General features: G+C 45.3%; 18 protein-coding genes and 1 pseudogene. 17 read left to right on the top strand and 2 right to left on the bottom strand.

The genetic code is table 11. The features are described 5' to 3' along the window. Positions 1–491 precede the first annotated feature (491 nt). Positions 492–2,069: a YegS/Rv2252/BmrU family lipid kinase gene (locus tag C5S62_RS04145; RefSeq protein ID WP_172486093.1), complete on the bottom strand. Its 1,578-nt coding sequence runs from the start codon at positions 2,067–2,069 to the stop codon at positions 492–494. Positions 2,070–2,349: 280 nt separating this feature from the next. On the opposite strand from C5S62_RS04145, the gene C5S62_RS04140 reads away from it, so the two are divergent. The 7 genes and pseudogenes from C5S62_RS04140 to C5S62_RS04110 all read left to right on the top strand — a co-directional run bounded on the left by C5S62_RS04140 (position 2,350) and on the right by C5S62_RS04110 (position 8,807). Further along, complete coding sequence (locus C5S62_RS04140) at positions 2,350–3,537, top strand: aminotransferase class I/II-fold pyridoxal phosphate-dependent enzyme (protein WP_104404183.1); 1,188 nt, start codon at positions 2,350–2,352, stop codon at positions 3,535–3,537. Positions 3,538–3,841: 304 nt separating this feature from the next. After that, positions 3,842–5,395, top strand: coding sequence for a glutamine-hydrolyzing GMP synthase (gene guaA / locus C5S62_RS04135; protein WP_104404182.1), 1,554 nt, complete (start codon positions 3,842–3,844; stop codon positions 5,393–5,395). 319 nt (positions 5,396–5,714) lie between these two features. Beyond that, the gene (locus C5S62_RS04130; protein ID WP_255400138.1) at positions 5,715–5,996 is read left to right on the top strand and encodes an EcoRI family type II restriction endonuclease; all 282 of its coding nucleotides are present in this window, start codon (positions 5,715–5,717) and stop codon (positions 5,994–5,996) included. Beyond that, a complete protein-coding gene (locus tag C5S62_RS04125; RefSeq protein WP_223301131.1) occupies positions 5,984–6,220 on the top strand; it encodes a hypothetical protein in 237 nt (78 codons plus the stop codon). The genes C5S62_RS04130 and C5S62_RS04125 overlap by 13 nt, the downstream gene beginning before the upstream one ends. A gap of 80 nt (positions 6,221–6,300) precedes the next feature. Then, positions 6,301–6,957 carry a hypothetical protein gene (locus C5S62_RS04120; protein ID WP_104404181.1) on the top strand — a complete coding sequence of 219 codons (657 nt, stop codon included), beginning with the start codon at positions 6,301–6,303 and terminating at the stop codon, positions 6,955–6,957. 342 nt (positions 6,958–7,299) lie between these two features. Continuing rightward, on the top strand, positions 7,300–7,764 hold the full coding sequence (locus C5S62_RS04115; RefSeq protein WP_255400137.1) for an EcoRI family type II restriction endonuclease: 465 nt from the start codon (positions 7,300–7,302) through the stop codon (positions 7,762–7,764). Positions 7,765–7,776: 12 nt separating this feature from the next. After that, a pseudogene (locus C5S62_RS04110) lies at positions 7,777–8,807 on the top strand (adenine-specific methyltransferase EcoRI family protein). A 516-nt stretch (positions 8,808–9,323) separates the two neighbouring features. On the opposite strand, the gene C5S62_RS04105 reads toward C5S62_RS04110, so the two are convergent. Then, entirely contained in the window at positions 9,324–10,394 is a 1,071-nt protein-coding gene (locus C5S62_RS04105) for a TlpA disulfide reductase family protein (RefSeq protein WP_172486092.1), read from the bottom strand. 229 nt (positions 10,395–10,623) lie between these two features. On the opposite strand from C5S62_RS04105, the gene C5S62_RS04100 reads away from it, so the two are divergent. The 10 genes from C5S62_RS04100 to C5S62_RS04055 all read left to right on the top strand — a co-directional run bounded on the left by C5S62_RS04100 (position 10,624) and on the right by C5S62_RS04055 (position 21,891). Beyond that, positions 10,624–11,370 carry a polyprenol monophosphomannose synthase gene (locus C5S62_RS04100; RefSeq protein WP_104404178.1) on the top strand — a complete coding sequence of 249 codons (747 nt, stop codon included), beginning with the start codon at positions 10,624–10,626 and terminating at the stop codon, positions 11,368–11,370. An 80-nt stretch (positions 11,371–11,450) separates the two neighbouring features. Continuing rightward, positions 11,451–12,830, top strand: coding sequence for a dihydroorotase (locus tag C5S62_RS04095; protein ID WP_104404177.1), 1,380 nt, complete (start codon positions 11,451–11,453; stop codon positions 12,828–12,830). After that, positions 12,827–13,834 carry a vitamin B12 dependent-methionine synthase activation domain-containing protein gene (locus C5S62_RS04090; protein WP_104404176.1) on the top strand — a complete coding sequence of 336 codons (1,008 nt, stop codon included), beginning with the start codon at positions 12,827–12,829 and terminating at the stop codon, positions 13,832–13,834. Before C5S62_RS04095 ends, C5S62_RS04090 begins: the two co-directional genes overlap by 4 nt. A gap of 72 nt (positions 13,835–13,906) precedes the next feature. Next, positions 13,907–15,079 carry a metallophosphoesterase gene (locus tag C5S62_RS04085; protein WP_104404175.1) on the top strand — a complete coding sequence of 391 codons (1,173 nt, stop codon included), beginning with the start codon at positions 13,907–13,909 and terminating at the stop codon, positions 15,077–15,079. Between the two features lie 358 nt (positions 15,080–15,437). Next, positions 15,438–16,202 carry a 1-acyl-sn-glycerol-3-phosphate acyltransferase gene (locus C5S62_RS04080; RefSeq protein WP_104404174.1) on the top strand — a complete coding sequence of 255 codons (765 nt, stop codon included), beginning with the start codon at positions 15,438–15,440 and terminating at the stop codon, positions 16,200–16,202. 66 nt (positions 16,203–16,268) lie between these two features. Continuing rightward, positions 16,269–18,047, top strand: coding sequence for a DNA polymerase III subunit gamma/tau (locus C5S62_RS04075; RefSeq protein WP_104404173.1), 1,779 nt, complete (start codon positions 16,269–16,271; stop codon positions 18,045–18,047). A gap of 113 nt (positions 18,048–18,160) precedes the next feature. Further along, complete coding sequence (locus C5S62_RS04070) at positions 18,161–18,820, top strand: peptidylprolyl isomerase (RefSeq protein ID WP_104404172.1); 660 nt, start codon at positions 18,161–18,163, stop codon at positions 18,818–18,820. Between the two features lie 24 nt (positions 18,821–18,844). Continuing rightward, positions 18,845–19,924, top strand: coding sequence for a chorismate synthase (aroC, locus tag C5S62_RS04065; RefSeq protein ID WP_104404171.1), 1,080 nt, complete (start codon positions 18,845–18,847; stop codon positions 19,922–19,924). A 255-nt stretch (positions 19,925–20,179) separates the two neighbouring features. Next, positions 20,180–20,578, top strand: a complete 399-nt coding sequence (locus C5S62_RS04060) for a lipocalin family protein (RefSeq protein WP_104404170.1) — start codon at positions 20,180–20,182, stop codon at positions 20,576–20,578. Positions 20,579–20,853: 275 nt separating this feature from the next. Beyond that, positions 20,854–21,891 (top strand): carbohydrate porin, encoded by a 1,038-nt coding sequence (locus C5S62_RS04055; protein WP_104404169.1) that lies wholly within the window; start codon positions 20,854–20,856, stop codon positions 21,889–21,891. Positions 21,892–22,125 lie beyond the last annotated feature (234 nt).

Below are 22,125 nucleotides of genomic sequence, written 5' to 3'. Positions count from 1 at the left end.
AATGCCATCATTACTACTGCGAATAATGATGGCATTATTTTTTTCGATCATCACAGCCCACTCCTCCAACGAAGGAGACAAACATAAAAAACGTACAATCACTTGAAAATAAAACAAATAAACCGACCCCCAACAATACTTCCTGTTTTAACATTTCTTGCTTTTCCCTGTAAAATGTATTATCTTTGTAACAGCAAAGCGGGGCATCTCAAGAGAATGCCCCGCTTTTTGAGATATTCTGATAAATATTCTAGAAAAAAATAGCTGTATTTCAAGCTAAAAAACATTACTTGGAATTTTAAAAGCCCGTATTCGTGTTAAAATTTCGATACGGACTTTCACAACTCCAATACTTAGAGTTCATTTTTCACACTATTCAAATGTAACAGAAAGTTAAAAACGTTAAAGTCAGAATTCCTGTTTCCGCTTTAATCGGACAAGCCTCAAAAGACTCATCTATTCGCAAATGTCCCTATCCTAATCTCTCTTTATCACACCGGCTCCTTCTCCGCCTTGCCATAAAGAAGCTGTAGTGTCCGGAAACAAGGCTGACCATCGAAATAACGACTGAGAATACGTTCAAAAACGTTTCCTTCCTCGGAAATTGAAGAAAAAAGCGTCATACAGGACTGTAATTTCAAATCGTCTGGACTGCCGAACACCTCATGGGCCGAACACGCCCTGTCAAGCGCCAGCAAAGCTTCAGTGATCTCGTAAAGCCTCTGTCCAAGTATGGGATGTGCCAGAAAGGCTTCGGCCTCAGCCGCACCTGATATACCATAATGACGTGATGCGGCGCTCATTCCCAAACCGCTCATCTGAGGAAAAATATACCACATCCAATGCGTCCGCTTATGCCCGTTCCTCACTTCATCCAAGGCACTTTCATAACACTCGTCACCGGCTTTGACAAAACGTTCCAGATTGAATGAATCCTCTTCCTGATGTTCTTCCCTAACAGGCGCATACTCAGTTCTGAAAAGGTCACCTATGCGCTCTGCCATATCCTGCAGATAATTGTGACGCTTACTGTGTGCATCAGGATTGACGATAACATTAAAGCTGTGCGGCACCATCTCCACCTCTATTTCATTTCCCATCATGAGTGGTTCTCCGTCAAGATGCACAGCCCCTCCGCTCCGTCGGGTTATGCGCACCCGTTTTGACTTCAGCATACGGACATGGCTGTTGTTGAGCAAAGTTTTGGTAAACATCTGAAGCAAAACCTGCGCCCCTTCTATCGGATTAATGGGCTGCATGATGACAACATCCATCAGCCCGTCTTTCATAGAAGCCGCAGGCGCGATATATGCGTTATTGCCATATTGCGATGCATTGGCACAGGCAATGAGAAAAGCATCCACAGTTTCCGTTCCCTGCTCGCTCTCTATGGTATAAGTATCTCCTTTATAGGAAAACCCGACACCTATCGTGTTACGGGCATACTGTACCAGCCCCCGACGCCCGCTGCTGGCAAACTTCATGCTGACAAAAGCATCAAATCCCATGCCACAAGTACAGAAAAAAGGCTGGCCGTTTATTTTTCCATAATCCAGGCAGTGCACGACATCACGGTTTATAATCTCTATGGCACGACGAGGATTCTGCGGAATCTGCAAATGACGCGCCAGTCCGTTGCCAGAACCACAGGGAATGATGGCAAGTGCCGTTTCCGTATGCACCACTGCACGCGCCACCTCATTGACAGTACCATCACCTCCTACGGCACAAACAACGTTTACGCCACAGCGGGCAGCCTCATGAGCCAGTTCCGTGGCATGTCCGGCACGCTCGGTAAACTTGATTTCATAATCGAAATGGCTGTGGTCAAGATATTGCACGATGTCACTCGGAATTGTACGCTTCCGTCCCGTCCCTGAAATGGGGTTGATGATAAAAAGTATCTGTCGCTTCATTTTTCTAACAAAACTGTCATTCATGGCAAACATTCCCGCCCCCACCTCCGGATAGTGCCGGACGAGGCCTGTCAGCCCTCCTTCATAAAGACGGACAAAACATAGACCGGAAAATCCGATCCAAAAGGACATTGCCGCCGTAAAATTACACATATTCTTTATCAAAAATCGACCTGTGGCATAGAAAATAGGTGTCATGCAAAATTTCAATCTTAAAAACACCATATTAAATTTAAAATATGTATCTTTGCCAAGTTTTTTGTAAGCAACCGTTGCTGAGGTCTTTACCACAGCAACAAAAAGGAAAAACCGGCAAATCGGAAAGCCGTCGGATACCTGCACATACACCAACGGCAACAACAACGGATGCCAGCGGACATATCGCGCAGTTGTTCCGACAACCCCGATAGCCGCAAAGTAACACTATCAGATTATGGGCATTTTACAAGACAGATTAGCAAAGTACACGTTACCTCAACAGTATATGGCTCAGGGGGTATATCCCTATTTCCGTGAAATAGAAGGCAAGCAGGGAACAGAAGTGGAAATGGGCGGACACAAGGTTCTGATGTTCGGTTCAAACGCATACACCGGCCTGACCGGTGATGAACGTGTCATCGAAGCCGGCGTTAAAGCCTTGCGCCAATATGGTGCCGGTTGCGCCGGTTCCCGCTTTCTCAACGGTACGCTCGACCTCCACGTTCAACTTGAAAAGGAATTGGCAGCTTTCGTTGGGAAAGACGAGGCACTTTGCTTCTCTACAGGCTTCACGGTAAATTCCGGCGTAATAGCCTGCCTCACCGGTCGCGAGGACTATATCATCTGCGATGACCGCGATCATGCTTCAATCGTTGACGGACGCCGCCTTTCGTTCTCCACCAACTTGAAGTACAAGCACAACGACATGGCCGATCTCGAGCGCCAATTACAGAAATGTGCCCCCGAAGCTGTCAAACTGATTGTTGTGGACGGCGTCTTCTCAATGGAAGGCGATTTGGCCAACTTACCGGAAATCGTACGCCTCAAGCACAAATACAATGCCACCATCATGGTGGACGAAGCCCACGGCGTAGGTGTATTCGGCCGACAAGGACGCGGCGTATGCGATCACTTCGGACTAACAGACGAAGTAGACCTTATCATGGGAACATTCAGCAAGTCGTTGGCCTCCATAGGCGGCTTTATAGCCGCCGACTCCAGTATCATCAACTGGCTGCGCCACAACTCCCGCACCTATATTTTCAGTGCTTCCAACACACCCGCCGCCACAGCAGCAGCCATTGAAGCCCTTCACATTCTACAAAATGAACCGGAACGCATTGAGGCCCTTTGGGGCGTAACACGCTACGCCCTCAGCCGTTTCCGCGAAGAGGGATTCGAAATTGGCGAAACGGAATCTCCCATTATCCCCCTTTATGTACGTGACACAGAAAAAACATTCATAGCCACCGCACGCGCCTTTGAAGAAGGCGTATTCATCAATCCGGTCATCCCTCCAGCTTGTGCCCCTCAAGACACATTGGTACGTGTGGCCTTGATGGCCACCCACACGAAAGAACAGGTAGACCGTGCGGTAAGCTCTCTCAAAAAAGTATTCCAGGAGTTGGATATCATCAAATAACGCTTCACCAAAGCATCACAAACAAACGACTCCCGTTATCATTCTAAGTCAAATACGAGGCTGAGTTTCAACATAGAAGATACTCAAGCCTCGTATTTTACGTTATCATACCCTTCCTCACGATACTATTCTCAAAAAACGCATATCCCCTCCCTTGTTCCGTTCATTTCTCTATATTTTCAAGGGAATTTCGCAGATTTTAATTAACTTTGTTGCGGATTAAAATACTAACATATCTTACACCTGACAAATACAAGAAGACATATCGGTTTCTCCGGCACATCTTCTATTAAAATACAAGACGATGCAACAGAAAATCATTATTCTCGACTTCGGCTCGCAAACCACCCAGCTCATCGGTCGCCGCGTCCGCGAACTGGACACTTTCTGCGAAATTCTGCCCTACAACAAGTTCCCCCACGATGACCCATCGGTAATAGGTGTCATCCTATCAGGTTCACCCTACAGCGTCTATGATCCTGAGGCTTTCAAGGTAGACCTCTCAGCCATCCGCGGACGACTGCCTATCCTTGGTATCTGCTACGGAGCGCAATATATGGCTCAAACCAATGGCGGCAAAGTGGAGCCTGCAGGCAGCCGCGAATACGGCCGTGCCCATCTCACCGAATTCGACCACGAGAATCCACTTTTCAAGGGATTTGACGAACAATCACAAGTATGGATGAGCCATGGCGACACCATCACGGCTATTCCCGAAAACTTCCGCTGCATTGCCTCGACAGACAAAGTGAAATATGCGGCCTATCAAGCTGAGGAAGAACAACTCTGGGGTGTACAATTCCACCCGGAAGTATTTCATTCGCTGCAAGGCTCTCTTCTCCTGAAGAATTTCGTTGTCGACATTTGCGGTAGCCGTCAGGACTGGAGTGCGGCATCATTCATCGATACAACTGTAGCAGAGCTCAAGCAGCAATTGGGCAACGACCGTGTCATACTCGGCCTCTCCGGCGGCGTAGACAGTTCGGTAGCTGCCGTACTATTGCATCGCGCCATCGGCCGGAACCTCACTTGCATATTTGTAGATCACGGCCTGCTGAGAAAGAACGAATTCCACAATGTTCTTCATGACTATGAATGCCTCGGCCTCAACGTTATCGGTGTGGATGCCAGCGAAAAATTCTTCAAAGAGCTTGCCGGTGTAACCGAACCCGAACAGAAACGTAAAATCATTGGCAAAGGCTTCATTGACGTATTTGATGCCGAAGCACAAAAAATAACCGATGCCAAATGGCTCGCCCAAGGCACTATTTACCCCGACCGCATAGAAAGCCTTAACATAACAGGCAAAGTCATTAAAAGCCATCATAACGTAGGTGGCTTACCTGAAAAAATGAACCTCCGCTTGTGTGAACCTCTCCAATGGCTGTTCAAAGATGAAGTGCGCCGCGTAGGGCGACAGCTCGGCATGCCGGAACACCTGATAGCACGTCACCCTTTCCCTGGACCAGGTTTGGCCGTACGCATACTTGGAGATATCACCCCAGAAAAGGTACAGATACTCCAAGATGCCGATGACATCTTCATTCAAGGTCTGCGCAATTGGAAAGTAACCGACAAGGACGGCGGCGAAGAGTCTTTATATAATAAAGTATGGCAAGCCGGAGCCATTCTGCTTCCGGTCAAAAGCGTAGGCGTAATGGGTGATGAACGAACTTATGAGCGTGCTGTGGCATTGCGCGCCGTAACAAGCACCGATGCAATGACGGCCGACTGGGCACACTTGCCTTATGAATTCTTAGCCAAAGTAAGCAATGACATCATTAACCATGTAAAAGGCGTTAACCGAGTATGTTACGATATTTCTTCCAAACCACCATCAACTATTGAGTGGGAATGACACAAATACTATCGTTTTCGACAGCGTATTAATTTACAGCCGTTTACATTTTTCAATTGCGAAGCGTAGGCGGCTGTAATTACATAGTATTGCAAATAATTGTACCCTGCTATTGTACCCCACATATGTTTTTAGTATTTTTGGAATACCCAAATTGATAATTATGGCAAAAAAGAACCAATCTACCAGATTAACCCAGCAACATAAAACGGCTCATGGTGTTGTTGGGATATTTGGCAATGAAGCTAAACTGCACGACATGACTGTCGGATAAGTATCTCATTTAGTTCTGAATCAGCTAAAAGCAGATTTTCCAAATTTGACATTTCGATATAGAGAAAACATTCGTAAGGAAGAAATCAATTTGGCTCTACAGAAAATTGACAAAGAATTAGGCCAAACGTTATTTGTGCCTAATTCAAGTATTATTCCCGATGGTGGAATAATAGAGGTTAAAGATGACAATAATGAATGGCGTATCATTTTAGTATCAGAAGCAAAACATCAAGGGAAAGATATAGAAAACATACCTTCTTCCCTGTTTTCTTTGAAGACAGAGAAGATCCAGCGCTGCAGGAACAGGCACGCATGGCCAAGATAACTGCTCGGCTTCAGATAGACAATAACATCTATGATTACCTCAGATACTCCTATAATTTCGACTCTCCAGAAATCAACAGAAACAAGAAAACGCTCATCGAGGGACAAAACCGGATTCCGGATTTCATAGGATTTCTGGCAGAACTAAAGAATGGTGCACGCATGGCGGAAAATCCTAAAGGATATATTATCGGGGCTATTAAAAAGAAATTGAAAGAAAAATAAAGAATAAAACGAAAATTTCTTGTTTATATTGCCAAAAAAGTATATATTTGTAATATACGTAACTTTAAAAAAATATCTTTATGAAAGCACTAAAGTACATTTTATCAATTTTCTTACTGTCCATAATCGTTAGTTGCAGTAATGATTCAGAAGAAGTAATAAACAGTTCTAAAAACGAATCAACGAAGTTTAATGAAATTACTCAAATCAAGAGCGCCTTTGAGAGTAAAGATTTTCAATCAATAAAAGATGCTTCCGCTTATGCAAATAGTTTAATACAAGATATTAAACCTATCTCTAGAGCTATCAGTGAAGATGATTATATAGAAAATATATCCCCTAGAGTATTGGAAGTTATAGAAAGTATGAAAAACATAAAAGCTGATACAGAAGCTTCCCCAGAAGCACTAAGAATTCAGCTCAAAGAAGTTATAAAAAACAGTTCACTGTCTCCTACAACTACGGAATACAGTATTTTAATGTATTCCGTAGATATAGCTATTGAAGCTATTTATTATGCTATGGAGTTAGAAGCTCCAGAAGCAACCACGAGAGGATTTTGGAGTTCGGCATGGAAAGTAGTAAAATGCGTTGCAGGAACTGCGGGATCTGCGGGATTAGGTGCAGTTGGTGGCGCAGGGGTTGGAACCGTCATACTACCTGTTATCGGTACAGTATCAGGCACCGCTTTAGGTGGGTGGAGTGGTGCTTTAGTAGGAGTTGCAACTTTTTGCTAAAAGCATGAAAAAAAATACTCTGATAACGATATTTTGTATATCAACATTTATTATCATCCCACTATTTGTTGATTTACTCATACATGGATACTATACAAAATGTTTCGTTATAGTTTTCCTATTTGTGCTATCAATCATTGGACTACACAAAAGAATCCGATTATTATCTAATTAAAAATAGACTCAATTCTGCATAGTAATACCAACTGAAAGCTAAGTAATAATTACTTAGCTTTCAGTTCATCAACTTGCCTCTTATAATACTCATAGTACTGTTGATAATTGTCTCGGTCTTTCGAAGCACTCACCCATAAACAACACATCAGACAGGCAAACAATAGGTTGGGGAAATTAGTTGGCAAAAATAATAACCAAGATTTAATGGCTGCTGGGAATGCTATTGAGAGATCTCATAAAAATATTTCGGAAATAGCAAATTCCATGTTAGGTGAATCACACTTTCCTTATGTTCTTTTCCTCGAAGGTTCCAATTTTCTTACGGAAACAATTAGTATAGTCCGACCAGATGGACGTGTAGTTGTTCTTGAATATAATTCTGGCACTCTTAACAGATTAGACCGTCTAACAGCAACAAATTACGGTTTGCCTATTAATACTAACTTATGTAAAAATAGATTTATACATCATAAGGACAAAACAATAATGCTTCAAGCCGCATCTATTTATACACAGGGAAATGGAGAACGATGGAGTCCTGTACAGATGTTTAATATAATGTTAGAAATTGCCAGAACACCTATGCAGATGATGTATAGTGATTTATTCTATCAACTTCAGAAACAGTAAAACTACTCAGTTATGGCACGGCAAGCGACTAACAACACCTTACACAAGGCAAAGAGTTCAAAAAGCGATGAGTTTTACACATTGCTTGAAGATATTGAGAGGGAACTTGTCTTTTACAAAGAATGTTTTCGTGGAAAAACGGTTTATTGCAATTGTGACAATCCAAAGGAAAGTAATTTCTTCAAATATTTCTTCAAGAACTTTAGACTTAACGAAACTCGTAGCATCATATTATGTTCCTAATACTCAAAATCTATTTTACGAATCAGAGCCAGAGCATGGCGGTTATATAGAATGTACTTTAGACGATGTTGACGCCAATATTGCCGACTTGCCATGTAAATCATTCAATGACAATGGAGATTTTAGAAGTCAAGAATGCATATCATTGTTGAAGCAGGCAGACATCGTTGTAACAAATCCTCCATTTTCCATCTTCAGGGAGCATCTCGCACAAATAACTCGTTATAAAAAAGATTTTCTAGTTATTGGCAACATTAATGCTATTTCAAGAAGTCTTTCATCTAATCCAAACAAATAAAGCTTGGTTAGGCGTACATCTTGGTAGAGGAATCTCTGGTTTTAAGATGCCTGACCATTATGAAATGTATGGGACCGAAACTTCGATCTCCACTAATGGCGATAGAATTATATCTCCAAACAATTGTCTTTGGCTTACAAATTTAGACATTCAAAAAAGACATGATCGATTGAAACTGACAAAAGTATATAGTGGCAACGAGGATTTATATCCTAAATTTGACAATTTCAATGGCATAAATGTCAACAGAACCCAAGATATACCAATGGATTATGAAGGTGCAATAGGTGTACCTATTACCTTTCTGCACAAATACAATCCTTCACAATTTGAAATTATCCAGTTTAGAAAAGGAGACGATGGTAAAGACCTTTCCATTAAAGATAAATGTCCTTACTTCCGAATCTTGATAAAAAACAAACAACCATCCAAAGCACCTGTGATAAGTTCATCCTTATTTGCTTTGCCAAACGTAGAAGTAGGTAATGTCATTTCAGATTAGTTCATTTTAAATCTCAGAAATGAAGCTAATCTACAGAATGTTAGCCTCAACCAGTTTTAGATAATTGTACCCCAAAAATATACCCCGCAAATGGCTAAAACAGTGTATAACTCTGATAATCAACATTTTTTCATTACCGAGTGGGAATAATCCTAACAGCTTAACGTCAAACCGGTGTTTTGATGAGCCCCCTTACCACTCCTGTCAATAGTGCCTCCAACAGTCCATTGAATGGATAAGACTGTACAAAAAACAAGATATAAATGATTGCTAAAACAGATTCAGACAATTGAAAATTCAATATCCCCTAAATCCAACACCCTCAAAAGAGAATAACCACAACAGAACTTACACAAATAATAACCTCAAAAAATATGAGCTCCAAGCCCTATCAATCATTATCATTCCTTTTGTTGACATAATGCAAGTACAATAAACAGAATCGGCTGCCTTTTCATAAAAGCAACCGATTCCGTTTATCTCACTTAGAGAATTATATCAATGAAGCAAAAGGGATTATTTAAAAATTTCGGCCAACTTATTTTCTAAATCCTCACCTCTCAATCCGCCAGCAATAACCTTACCATCCGGACCAACAAGCAACGTTGCTGGAATAGAATTAATACCATAAATTTGACCGGCCACACAATTCCATCCTTTTAAATCGGAAAGATGATGCCAAGGAATATCAAGTTTTTTAATACCTGCAATCCAAGCTTGCTTATTATTGTCAAACGAAAGACCTACGATATCAAAACCTTTGTCATGATATTTGTCATACAAAGCCTTTACATGAGGCATTTCAGAACGACATGGGCCACACCAGGAAGCCCAAAAATCAATGAGTACATACTTGCCCTTACCGACATACTCCGAAAGTTTATGCTCTACACCGGTTGTATCTGCCATAGTCAAATCCGTGAACATCACACCAGGTGTCTGCCGTTTCCATCCTTCAATACTTTTCTTCATGCGTTGCGTAAGCGGCACTTGCATAAAAACAGGATTTTTCTCTGCTATAGCAACAATGTCCTCTTTTTGCATTACATTGTAATTAACAAGCAAATAGGCTGGAAACTTTAAATTAAGATTTTCCTCGCAACACTGCTTTATATCAGCCGCAAGAGCCTTTTGGACCGCTTTATAACTTTCACTTATACGATTACCTTTAGCGCTATCTTCAGGTTCATTATCATTATTTTTAGGGAGTTTTTCAAACTCCTTCATAAGTTTTATAAGTTCCTCCGCATGCTTTTTGGCTATGGCATTCCACTTCGACAACCCATCATTCTCAGGAGTACCAGCAGATTTTACAGCATCAATATCCACACTCACATTCCCGTCAAGAATAACGGGAACATTCTTATTTTCTTCTACAAGAACTACCGCAAAAACATTATCAGCAGCATCACCCGAAAAACTGAAACGACCGTTAACCACAGCCGTAGTGTCCGCCTTCCGCGTTGTAACGTTATACAATAAAACATTTTTAATTCCCTCAGGAGCCTTACCGCTAACAGTATATTGCTGTGCACCAGCAACAAGAGTCATAGCTCCGAAGAGCAGAGTAATAATACTTTTCTTCATATTGATGAATGTTTTTAATTTACCTATATTAAAGTGGGTGCAAATATACGCTACACGAAGCATTCTGCCAAAAGAAACAGTAAGATTATGGCTTAGGAACAATAAACGGGTCACAAACGGCCTATTTATTCCATATTGGGTTTAACATTTCACATTTTGCAACTTTCTATCCGATTTTTTCTTTCTAACTTTGTGCTCTAAATTGTACACAAACAAATTACCTGATTTTATGCAGAAAAGCGACAGCGTTGTTATCATACCTACATACAACGAGAAAGAAAACATTGAAAACATCATCCGTACCGTATTTTCATTGGAACATCGTTTTGATATTTTAATCATTGACGACGGTTCTCCAGACGGAACGGCCAACATTGTAAAGAATCTGATGGCCGTAGAATTCAAAGACCGCCTCCATTTGGTGGAACGTCAGGGCAAACTAGGCTTGGGAACAGCTTATATTGCCGGTTTCAAATGGGCTTTGGAACACGGTTACGAATATATTTTCGAAATGGATGCGGACTTCAGCCATGATCCCAACGATGTACCACGCCTCTACAAGGCCTGTGCCGAAGACGGAGCAGATGTAGCCATAGGTTCGCGCTACGTAACGGGAGTTAACGTTGTTAACTGGCCAATGGGCCGTGTATTAATGAGCTACTACGCCTCAAAATATGTGCGTATTGTTACAGGCATCCCCGTACACGACACCACCGCCGGCTTCAAATGTTACCGCCGTCGCGTACTGGAGACGATAGACTTGGATGCCATCCGTTTCAAGGGCTACGCTTTTCAGATTGAAATGAAATTCACCGCCTATAAATTGGGATTCAAGATAAAAGAAGTTCCCGTTATTTTCGTCAACCGTCAATTAGGCACAAGCAAAATGAGCGGCGGCATATTCGGCGAAGCCCTTTTTGGCGTAATGCGTCTGCGCTGGGCCTCCATTTGCGGAAAAATAAAAGCCAAGAAATAACTTTGAAAATCAAGCGGAGATGCTTTTCTCATAAAGCATCTCCGCCTTTTCTTCATTTTCTTCGAATCCACATATCAAAAATGCATACCAGAACACTTATCAGCAATGCGACTATCGTTAATGAGGGCCGTTCCTTTATCGGATCTGTACTTATAGAAGATGACCATATAGAAACCATAGCAGAAGGATACAATAAAATTTCCGGTTTTGCGGCTGATACTGTCATTAACGCGTCAGGCTGCATACTACTACCGGGAGTTATCGATGAGCACGTACACCTTCGCGATCCTGGTCTGACCCACAAAGCAGACATCACTACCGAAAGCCGCGCCGCAGCCGCAGGAGGCATAACCACCTTTCTGGACATGCCCAACACGCTGCCCCAAACAACATCCCTAAAGGCCTTTCAGGAAAAGCTGGCTCTTATGGAACAAAAAAGCCATGTCAACTACGGGTGTTTTTTCGGTGCCACGCAAGACAATCTTGAGGAAATGCTCCGTTTGGACCGCCGAAAAGTTTGCGGCATAAAACTCTTCATGGGAGCATCAACAGGCAATATGTTAGTCGACAACGATCTCGCACTTGATGCGATATTCGAACAGACATCCATGCCACAAACAGGAGACAAGCAAAAGAAGGTACATGGTCTTCCCGTTATGGTACATTGCGAAGACTCTGAAATCATTGCCCGTAATATGACAGCCTGTAAAGAGAAATACGGCTGCGACCCCGACATACGCTTCCATTCCGAAATTCGTTCTGAGGAAGCCTGCCTGTCCTCAACCAGACGTGCCATAGCTTTGGCTAAGAAACACCACACACGTTTACATGTGGCACATGTATCCACTGCTAGCGAACTGAAACTATTCTCAAAGGACACCCCTTACATCACGGCCGAAGCCTGTGTGCCCCACCTTCTCTTTACCAACGAAGATTATCACCAACTGGGCGCACGCATCAAATGCAATCCGTCCATAAAAACAATTGCAGACCGTACCGCACTGAGAAAGGCTCTTACAGACGGCACAATATCGATTATCGGAACAGATCACGCCCCACATACTCTTCAGGAGAAAAGCGGCGGAGCCGCAAAGGCTGTATCAGGAATGCCAATGCTGCAATTTTCTCTCGTTTCCATGCTTGAACTTGTAGACGAGAGAATACTCAGTCTGGAACGTGTTGTCGAACTTATGTGTCATGCGCCGGCACGGTTATTTAACATAGAGAACAGAGGCTATTTGCGCGAAGGTTTCAAAGCCGACCTCGTATTGGTGCGTCCACAATCGCCCTGGACTCTCACCCCCAACCGCATAGAAAGCCGGTGTAACTGGAGTCCGCTGGAAGGTCATACATTCAGATGGCGCATAGAGAAAACATTCTGCAACGGTTTCCTCATATACAATAAAGGAGCGCTGACAGACGAGAATTTCCGTGGACTTGCCGTAACTTACGACCGATGAGGCGTTTGTTTTTCTACAAACCGACTGAGCTATTGCCCTATATCAATTGGATTTACTTTTTCCATGCGTGGGGCCTGCCGCCGCGGTTCAACGGCATTGCCAATGTACATAACTGCAAAGCCTGCCGCATGAGCTGGGTAAACAGTTTCAGCGAAAATGAACGGGTACAGGCTCGTGAGGCCGAGCACCTGCACAGCGAGGCCATCGGCCTGTTGAGAACAATGAACGACTTCTACGAAGCCCGTGCCCTGGTTGAATTGTTACCGGCATGGAGCCAAGACGAGGATCTCATTGTCGTCAAAGCCCCTCAGTTGCCCGAAATCTCCCCTAGTGTTGAAACCTCTGTTTCAGACCTAAAGACAACAGTTCTGCCACTATTACGCCAGCAAAGTCCCAAGTCTGTTTCACAACCCAACCTGTGTCTGGCAGACTTCATCAGTCCATATCCCCCAGATGAACCACTTATACGGAAACGGCTATACACCGGAACTCCGGATGCCGATGTAAACAATACCTTGGGCATATTTGCCACCTCCGTACACAACATAACCGGCACTACTTTCAACAGCGACTCATATACCCACATGCTGGTGCAAACACTTAGCGACCGTTTGGCTGAAGCAGCCGCCGAAAAGATGCACGAAGAGGTGCGCCGGTGTTTTTGGGGATATGCCCCCGAAGAACATCTGCTCCCGCATGAACTTTTTTCCGAACGGTATCAGGGTCTACGGCCGGCCGTAGGCTATCCTTCCCTGCCCGACCAAAGCTTGATATTCCTGCTGGACCAAGTGGCGGACTTCGGAGAAATAGGCATAGAACTCACGGAAAACGGCATGATGCTGCCCCACGCCGCAACAGCCGGCCTGATGTTCGGACACCAGGCCGCACAACATTTCAGCATTGGCTGCATTGACGAAACGCAATTTACAGATTACGCCGGCAGACGGGCCATGCCTGCCGACCGTCTCAGACGTTTTCTCTCACGCAATTTGAGATCCCTGTAGAGATTTCAAAAAAACTCGTTCATACTTCCTCCCTGCCAAATTCTTTTCCAATCCCAAAGTAATCCTCCCACAGTGCTTCTACGTATATTACTCCCGCTCCTCCTGCTGCTTTGGTTGCCCGCCTGGGGCATTTACCGAATACATTTGCGCCACTTCCTGCACGGCAAACGCCTGCTATGCCTCTGTTTCCTTCTGCCCAATGCCCTGCTGTCAGCCGGATTGCTGAGCATGGCTCTCAATGAAAGCTATTCGTCTTCTGCCGCCCATATAAAAGGAGCACTGCTGACCGCCACACTCTGCCTGACCGTTCCGGAAACACTCACTGCCATAATCATGAGCCTCGGTCTCCTATTGCGCCGACAGCTGCCACGCATATCAAAAATAATCAATTGTGTAGCCTACCTTACAGGAGTACTCTTTTTCGCCGGCATGCTTTACGGTTTCACGGCAGGCTACCGCCACATCATCATAAAAGATTTTACATTCAAAAGCACAAAAGTGCCCGCCGCGTTCAACGGCTACCGCATCGTACAGCTGTCCGACCTGCATCTCGGAACGCTCAGCCGTCACAAAGAGGTGGTGCAAGCCATTGTTGATTCAGTCAATGCCTGCAAGGCCGACCTCATAGTCTTTACAGGGGATCTGGTGAACTACAACGCTGATGAAATTGCGGAATTTGTACCTGTACTGAGCCGAATGCAGGCCCGTGACGGCGTGCTGTCTGTCATGGGTAACCACGACTACTCGCAATACCACCGATGGGGCACACCGGCAGACAGCATGGCCAACATACAACGGCTTCAGGAGTACCAGCGTGACATGGGATGGAAGCTATTGCTCAACGACAATTTCATAATCCGTCATAACTCCGACAGCCTCGCCATCGTGGGCGTGGAAAACGACGGACATCCTCCTTTCCCTTCACTGGGCAATCTCGACAAGGCACAAAAAGGTCTGAAGGCCGGCTGCCTTAAAATACTGCTGTCACACGACCCTACCCATTGGCGACGGCGCGTCATTCCGGAAACAGACATAGCCCTCACGCTTTCGGGCCACACTCACGGCATGCAATTCAAGATAGGCGGATTTTCGCCTGCCCGATGGTTCTATAGAGAATGGGGCGGTGCATATTCCACTCCGCAAGGACAGACCCTCTACGTCAGCCTGGGAACCGGAGAAGTCATGCTACCTTTCCGTCTGGGAGCCTGGCCGGAAATAAATGTTATAACACTGAGAAACAGTTAAAACACACAACAACGCCCCGAATGTGCATTTTTAACATTTCTTGCTTTTCAAGGAAAAATGTTGTATCTTTGCTCTTGGCCAAGCGGGGAATTCATGCAGAAGACTCCGCTTTTCTTGTATTTTCAAGTAGATATGCAGGAAAAAAGCCTTTTAAAACGGGTCAAAAACCAAGTATTGCAATTTAAATTCCAAGTATTCGTGTTAAAATTCGGATAAGGACTTTCCAAAATTCAATGCTTGAAACGCTCAAAACACCTCATCCAATTGTAACAAAAGGTTAAAAATGTTAATGTTCAACGGCGGCTGAAAACCTGTAAGTTTCCCTCATCAGCAAAAATCCTCAACACAAAAAATAATTATGATAACGACCCTTCTCTACAGAATCTACCAATTTTTCATCGTTCTTCCTATCGGGTTGGTCCTCACAGCCCTGACCGCCATCGTCACCAGCATCGGCAGCATTGCCGGCAATGCTCATTTCTGGGGTTATTATCCGGGCAAAATATGGTCGTACCTCATCTGCCGCCTGTTACTCCTGCCCATCACCGTGGAAGGACGCGAAAACATAGACAGCAAGCAGAGCTACGTTTTCGTGGCCAACCATCAGGGCCCGATGGATATTTTCCTCATCTACGGCTTTCTAGGCCGTAATTTCAAATGGATGATGAAAAAATCGTTGCGCCGCATTTTTCTCGTCGGATACGCCTGTGAAAAAGCCCATCACATATTCGTAGACAAATCAGGACCCAAGAAAATTCAGGAAACTTATGACAAAGCCCGTGAAACGCTCATTGACGGCACATCGGTAGTGGTATTTCCTGAAGGTTCGCGTACCTTCACCGGCCACATGGGCATTTTCCGTAAGGGAGCCTTCCAGCTGGCTGACGAGCTACAGTTGCCGGTTGTTCCCATTACAATAGACGGTTCTTTCGATGTGCTGCCCCGCACAGCCGGCTTCAACTTCGTAAAACGTCACCGCATGCGTCTTGTCATCCACCACCCAATTCCGCCGACAGGCAAAGGGGCCGATGACATCAAACAAATCATGCAGAAAAGTTATGACACCATCATGAACGACCTGCCCGAAAAATACCGGGGATACGTTGAAAACAAAGACCAATAAAGACGGACTTCATATTCCCTACTCCACTAAAAATGCTTACCTTTGCAGAAACCCTACTTACCGCAAATGGAAAACTATATAGTATCGGCACGTAAATACCGTCCCGCCACTTTCGACTCAGTGGTAGGGCAAAGCGCATTGACCACTACGCTGAAAAATGCCATAGCCTCCGGCAAACTGGCTCACGCCTATCTCTTTTGCGGCCCGCGCGGAGTGGGCAAAACGACATGCGCACGCATCTTTGCCAAAACCATCAACTGTCTGACGCCCAACGAAAACGGCGAAGCCTGCGGCGAATGTGAAAGCTGCAAGGCTTTCAGCCAAAACCGCAGCTACAACATACACGAGCTGGACGCGGCATCGAACAACTCGGTGGAGGACATCCGTCTGCTCATCGAACAGGTGCAGATACCTCCACAGGTGGGACGCTACAAAGTATTCATCATTGACGAGGTGCACATGCTGTCAACGGCAGCTTTCAACGCATTTCTCAAAACGCTGGAAGAACCACCCGCACACGCCATTTTCATACTGGCCACAACGGAGAAACATAAGATCCTGCCCACAATCCTGAGCCGCTGCCAAACTTACGATTTCAGCCGGATGGAAGTGAGCGACATCGTACCGCACCTCAAGCGTGTGGCCCAGCAAGAGGGCATAACCTATGAGGAAGAGGCTTTGGCCGTCATAGCCCAAAAAGCCGATGGAGGCATGCGCGACGCACTCTCCATATTCGATCAGGTGGCCAGTTTCACCGGGGGGGATATCACTTACAAAAAGGTCATAAAAAACCTCAACGTACTCGACTACGATTATTATTTCAACATAACGGCAGCTCTCCTGAAGACGGATATACCCTCTGCCATGCTGACACTCAACGAAATCCTTTCAAAAGGATTTGAAGCCAACCATTTTGTCAGCGGACTGGCCGCCCATTTCCGCAACCTGCTCGTGAGCCGCGACGCCCAGACACTGCAGCTCCTCGAAGCAGCCGAAAACATCCGCCAGCGTTATCAAGAACAAGCCGAACAATGCCGGCCCCAATTTCTATACCGCGCACTGCGCCTCTGCAACAACTGCGACATCAACTATCGCACAAGCAGCAACAAGCGGTTACTGGTGGAACTGACGCTCATAGAAATCGCACAGACTGACGATGACGAAGGCTGTGGGCGTGGCCCTACGAAGAAACTTAAACCTATATTCAAGACTTCTGCACCCCAACCCACACCCAATGTAAAAACAGCAGAAGCACAACAGGCTAGCACCGGTACCACCCTCCCCCAAGCAATAACGGACAGAACTTCCGGCACACCAATCAGCACGGCGCCTGCTCCCCAATCTGCAACTCCGCAGCCACCGGCAAAAGCGACTGTACGCTTTAAGGTGCCACACACAATTTCCATCCATAAGAAAGCGATCACAGAAAACACCCGACAGCCGGACGCCCAACAAACAACGGCATGTACGATTCAGGAAGAAAGGACTTTCACCCCCAATGAACTGTCTTACCAGTGGCTTCGTTTTGCTACCGCTCTACCACAAGAGCAACGGGCCATGGCCGAACGGATGAAAAACATAACTCCAGTCATGGCAGAAGACTGGAGAGTTGATATTCCAGTTGAGAACCAACAGGTAATCAACTACATGGAGCAACTAAGAAACGAAATAACGCACCATCTGCGCATGCAGTTGCACAACGGAAAAATAACACTCAACTTCCGCCTCATCGAAGCCAAAGAACAAAAGCGTGCTTACAGCCGACGGGAACAATACGCCTTAATGCTCAAAAAGAGCCCGGAACTGGCTGAACTGGCTAAGATTCTCAAACTAGAGCTGGCCTAAGACACACGCCTGCAGAAAACATAAAAACGATAAGGACAATCCACCCTTCTCTACAAATAAAACAAAAGACCAATACAATCTCCGAAAAATATCAAAAAAAGAAATATATCATTATGGAAAAGCAAGCACACAAGTATGTAACCGTAGCCTATGAACTCTATGCCGACAACGACAAAGGTATCCACGAACTCATAGAAAAAGCCCCGGTAGAACATCCTTTCCAGTTCATCACCAATATGGGAGAGACTCTCGATGCCTTTGAACAGCAAATAACCCCGCTGCAAGCCGGCGAAAAATTTGATTTTACCCTTAGTGTAGATGAAGCTTACGGTCCCTACGTGCAAGAACACGTTCTGGAACTCGCCAAAGAAATTTTCTGCGTAGACGGACGTTTTGACAAAAATGCCATCTACCCCGGCAGCGTCATCCCATTGGTCAATGCTGATGGCAACCGCTTCGAAGGTCTGGTGCTAGAGGTAAAAGAAGACAAAGTCGTTGTGGATCTTAACCACCCTCTTTCCGGAAAGGCCCTTCACTTCCGTGGCAGCGTTGTCACGTCCCGTGAAGCAACAGATGCAGAAATACAAGGTCTCATAAACCGTATGAGTGGCGAAGGTTGCAGTTGCGGCGGATGCGGCGGCGGTTGCGAAAGCGGTTGCGGCGGTCATCATCATGAAAAAGAAGGCTGTGAAGGCCATCAGCATGGAGAAGGCGGATGCAATGGCGGCCACCAGCACGAAGGAGGATGTTGCGGAAGCGGACATTGCCACTAACACAATCATGAAAGAAAACACACCATGAACACTTTCGGTAATATATTCCGCCTCACCACCTTTGGCGAAAGTCATGGCCCCGGCGTAGGAGGCATTATCGACGGCATGCCGGCCGGACTACCCGTAGATCTGGATTTTCTTCAACAAGAACTCAACCGACGACGCCCCGGACAAAGTCTGCTGACCACCCCACGCAAAGAAAGCGACAAGGTGGAAATACTATCGGGAGTATTCGAAGGAGTAACAACGGGATGCCCCATCGGATTTCTTGTACGCAACGAAAACCAACACTCCTCCGATTACGATAACCTCAAGGATGTGTTCCGCCCGAGCCATGCCGATTTTACCTATTTCACTAAATATGGAGGCGTACGCGACCACCGAGGCGGTGGCCGCTCATCGGCACGCGAAACCATAGCCCGATGCGTGGGAGGCGCATTTGCAAAAATGGCCTTGCACCAACTAGGCATACATGTAACAGCTTACACTTCACAAGTTGGAAATATTGCAGTTAATACCGATTACAGAGAACTTGATCTCAGCCTTACGGAAACAAATGCCGTACGTTGCCCAGACATTGAGAAGGCACAGGAAATGGCTGATTTAATAGCCGAAGTAAAAAGCAGCGGAGACACAATAGGCGGCATTATTACTGGTATCATTACCGGATGTCCGGCAGGACTTGGTGAACCCGTCTTCGGCAAGCTTCACGCCGCATTGGGTGGTGCCATGCTAAGTATCAATGCGGTAAAAGGATTTGAATACGGCGAAGGATTTGCCGGAGTCTGTTCCCGAGGCAGTGAAGCGAACGATGTGTTCACTCCCGATGGAAAAGGCGGTATAACCACTACCACCAATCATAGTGGCGGAATACAAGGCGGTATCAGCAACGGGCAGGACATCTACTTCCGAGTAGCTTTCAAACCGGTTGCGACCCTGCTCCGAGAGCAACAAACCGTTGACCGCTACGGAAAATCCACAACGATCAAGGCACGGGGAAGACATGATGCTTGCGTATTGCCACGTGCTGTCCCCATCGTTGAAGCCATGGCTGCCATGACTATTTTTGACTATTATTTGCTCAACCTAAAATCAATATGTTAAAAACGAACCTTATTCAAAAATATTTTTACATTTATTCTTGTTTAATTAAGTTCGTTTTACTATATTTGCCTCATGAAGTTGTCGTGAGGACAACATACAAATAGTTTAGTTAAGTCTAGTTTAGTTTTTGTGTTGGTTAATGGAGCCCCATAGCGATGGTGGTCTCCATTAATTTTGAGTAAAGCCATAATTTTACGGAGGCCAAATAAACAAAATACGATACCTTTATTTAATAACCTAATAAAACCAATCCCAATGAAAGCATTAAGTTTTATTTCCGCAACATTATTGTTACTTACAGCCTGCGGAGGAAATTCAGACAAAAACGCTCCGACATCAGCCGACAGCCTTCAAGCCAATACCGACACAACAGCAACAACCTCCATCGAAGGTGAATGGATACAACCAATCTCCGGAATGGACGGTCTGCAAGGCATAAAGTTTGAAGCCAACGGCAAGGCTTCTTCCATAAACATGGCCACACTTCAGTATGAAACATGGACGCAAAACGGCGATACCATTATCGTGACCGGCACAAGTATCGGCAACGGCCAAACACTTCAGATGGAAGAAACGTTTGTACTTGAAGGCGACAGCCTGGTACGCTACGCCAACGGTAATGCTACTACTGACAAATTAGGCCGCCGCAGCTAAAAAAACAACTTACAGGATACAATAGGGGAACCGTCTCAACGAAAAGAAGAGGCGGTTCCCTTCTTTTTTTGAGGATTTTAAAGGAGAATTCCGCTATGGCTCAACGGTAAAAAATACCCTGATATGGCGATTGCCACCTTAGGAGGTTATAATATCTTTGCACCCGTAAAAATTAATAAAAAATAAAACAAATGAAATCTGCAAAAATCATTTTACCAACGCTACTAGCAATCTCTCCCTTAACCGGCATCTCCGTCAAAGCAACTCCACCCTCCATGAAAAATCCAATAATAGAGGCAGAGATTCCCGACAGTACAAATCCTGCTCCACGTTTCACATGGGGAGTTTCAATCACAACCGAAGGTCAATGGAACATGAGCAACAACCATGGCGCATGGGCTAACCTTATAGAGGCGGAAATAACTGCCGCTTTGTGGCAAACAGCCCTATTTGAAGCCGGAGCCATAAGCACTTACACTCTAGGGAAGAACGCAACCGATGTGAGGCAGGATTTTTCAAATATCAACGCCACTAACCGAGCTTTCCGATTGACCCATCTGGGCATCGAGCAATATATCGGAAGCAGCATCCGCCTGTTTGCCGGATTGAGACAAGCTGACGCAGACTATTTCAACACCGAAATGGCCGGCCTATTCACTGGAGCCTCCTATGGATGTCTGCCCATTGTCAACGATAATTTCAATGTCAACGTCTACCCCGTAGCTGCGCTCGGTGTGCATGCCGAATGGACGCCGAAGGAGAATATGACACTCAAGACAAGTCTTTACAACGGGGCTTCTTCCGACCGTATCGACCATCAGTTCCGCTTCCGGCCTCACCGCGACGGCCTGCTAAACCTAGGATCTATAACTTACACCTTACCGGCTGCCAAGGACAACGAGCTGCCGGCCAACTACGTGATTAGCTATAACATAGGTAACCACCGCCATGCCTATCAAGACAGACGCCATACGCAATTCGGGTTCTACGTCACAGCAGAGCAACCTCTCTTCCGAATGGGGCGTCTGCGTCTCTGCGCCACGGGCACGGGGGCTATGGAATTCAATGACCCACAGGTGGCCGAAGGCTATTGGAACGCGGCACTGGCGCTCGAACACGTGACACGCCGTGGCGGCACTCTGGCTTTCGGCCTGAGCCGCGCCTATTATTCAGACGGACACGAAACTGATCTTGAGGCCACCTTCGTCCTACCCGTCAACAAATATTTCAGCCTCCAGCCCACACTTCATTATCTCTGCACCGATGGAAAACGGCAAGTAGTGGGACAACTGCGTCTGATGGCCGAGTTTTAAAAAAGTCTGGTGAAACAACGAAAAAGTCCTCTCTCACATTAACGTTTTTAACCTTTCATCACATTTCCAAGCATTCATTTTCCAACTCCACGTATTGGAGTCGGAAAAGTCAGTATTACTTTTTTAACACCAATACGGGGAGTTTAAATTGCAATACGGAGATTTTTCAATAAAAATACGGTAAAAACGGGTCAAGCCGAAATTCCGGTGCATTTGTTAAAATTCGAGAGCTGA

Source organism: Prevotella sp. MGM2 (assembly GCF_002933955.1).
In the GTDB taxonomy this organism is placed as follows: domain Bacteria; phylum Bacteroidota; class Bacteroidia; order Bacteroidales; family Bacteroidaceae; genus Alloprevotella.
This window is presented reverse-complemented; position numbering and strand designations above follow the sequence as displayed.

Coding starts and splice junctions, on each gene's coding strand:
- C5S62_RS04125 (WP_223301131.1), top strand. CDS start 5,984: ATGGCCAAGATAACTGCTCGGCTTCAGATAGACAATAACATCTATGAT.
- C5S62_RS04140 (WP_104404183.1), top strand. CDS start 2,350: ATGGGCATTTTACAAGACAGATTAGCAAAGTACACGTTACCTCAACAG.
- guaA (WP_104404182.1), top strand. CDS start 3,842: ATGCAACAGAAAATCATTATTCTCGACTTCGGCTCGCAAACCACCCAG.
- C5S62_RS04080 (WP_104404174.1), top strand. CDS start 15,438: ATGATAACGACCCTTCTCTACAGAATCTACCAATTTTTCATCGTTCTT.
- C5S62_RS04095 (WP_104404177.1), top strand. CDS start 11,451: ATGCATACCAGAACACTTATCAGCAATGCGACTATCGTTAATGAGGGC.
- C5S62_RS04145 (WP_172486093.1), bottom strand. CDS start 2,069: ATGTGTAATTTTACGGCGGCAATGTCCTTTTGGATCGGATTTTCCGGT.
- C5S62_RS04075 (WP_104404173.1), top strand. CDS start 16,269: ATGGAAAACTATATAGTATCGGCACGTAAATACCGTCCCGCCACTTTC.
- aroC (WP_104404171.1), top strand. CDS start 18,845: ATGAACACTTTCGGTAATATATTCCGCCTCACCACCTTTGGCGAAAGT.
- C5S62_RS04120 (WP_104404181.1), top strand. CDS start 6,301: ATGAAAGCACTAAAGTACATTTTATCAATTTTCTTACTGTCCATAATC.
- C5S62_RS04100 (WP_104404178.1), top strand. CDS start 10,624: ATGCAGAAAAGCGACAGCGTTGTTATCATACCTACATACAACGAGAAA.
- C5S62_RS04105 (WP_172486092.1), bottom strand. CDS start 10,394: ATGAAGAAAAGTATTATTACTCTGCTCTTCGGAGCTATGACTCTTGTT.
- C5S62_RS04055 (WP_104404169.1), top strand. CDS start 20,854: ATGAAAAATCCAATAATAGAGGCAGAGATTCCCGACAGTACAAATCCT.
- C5S62_RS04060 (WP_104404170.1), top strand. CDS start 20,180: ATGAAAGCATTAAGTTTTATTTCCGCAACATTATTGTTACTTACAGCC.
- C5S62_RS04090 (WP_104404176.1), top strand. CDS start 12,827: ATGAGGCGTTTGTTTTTCTACAAACCGACTGAGCTATTGCCCTATATC.
- C5S62_RS04070 (WP_104404172.1), top strand. CDS start 18,161: ATGGAAAAGCAAGCACACAAGTATGTAACCGTAGCCTATGAACTCTAT.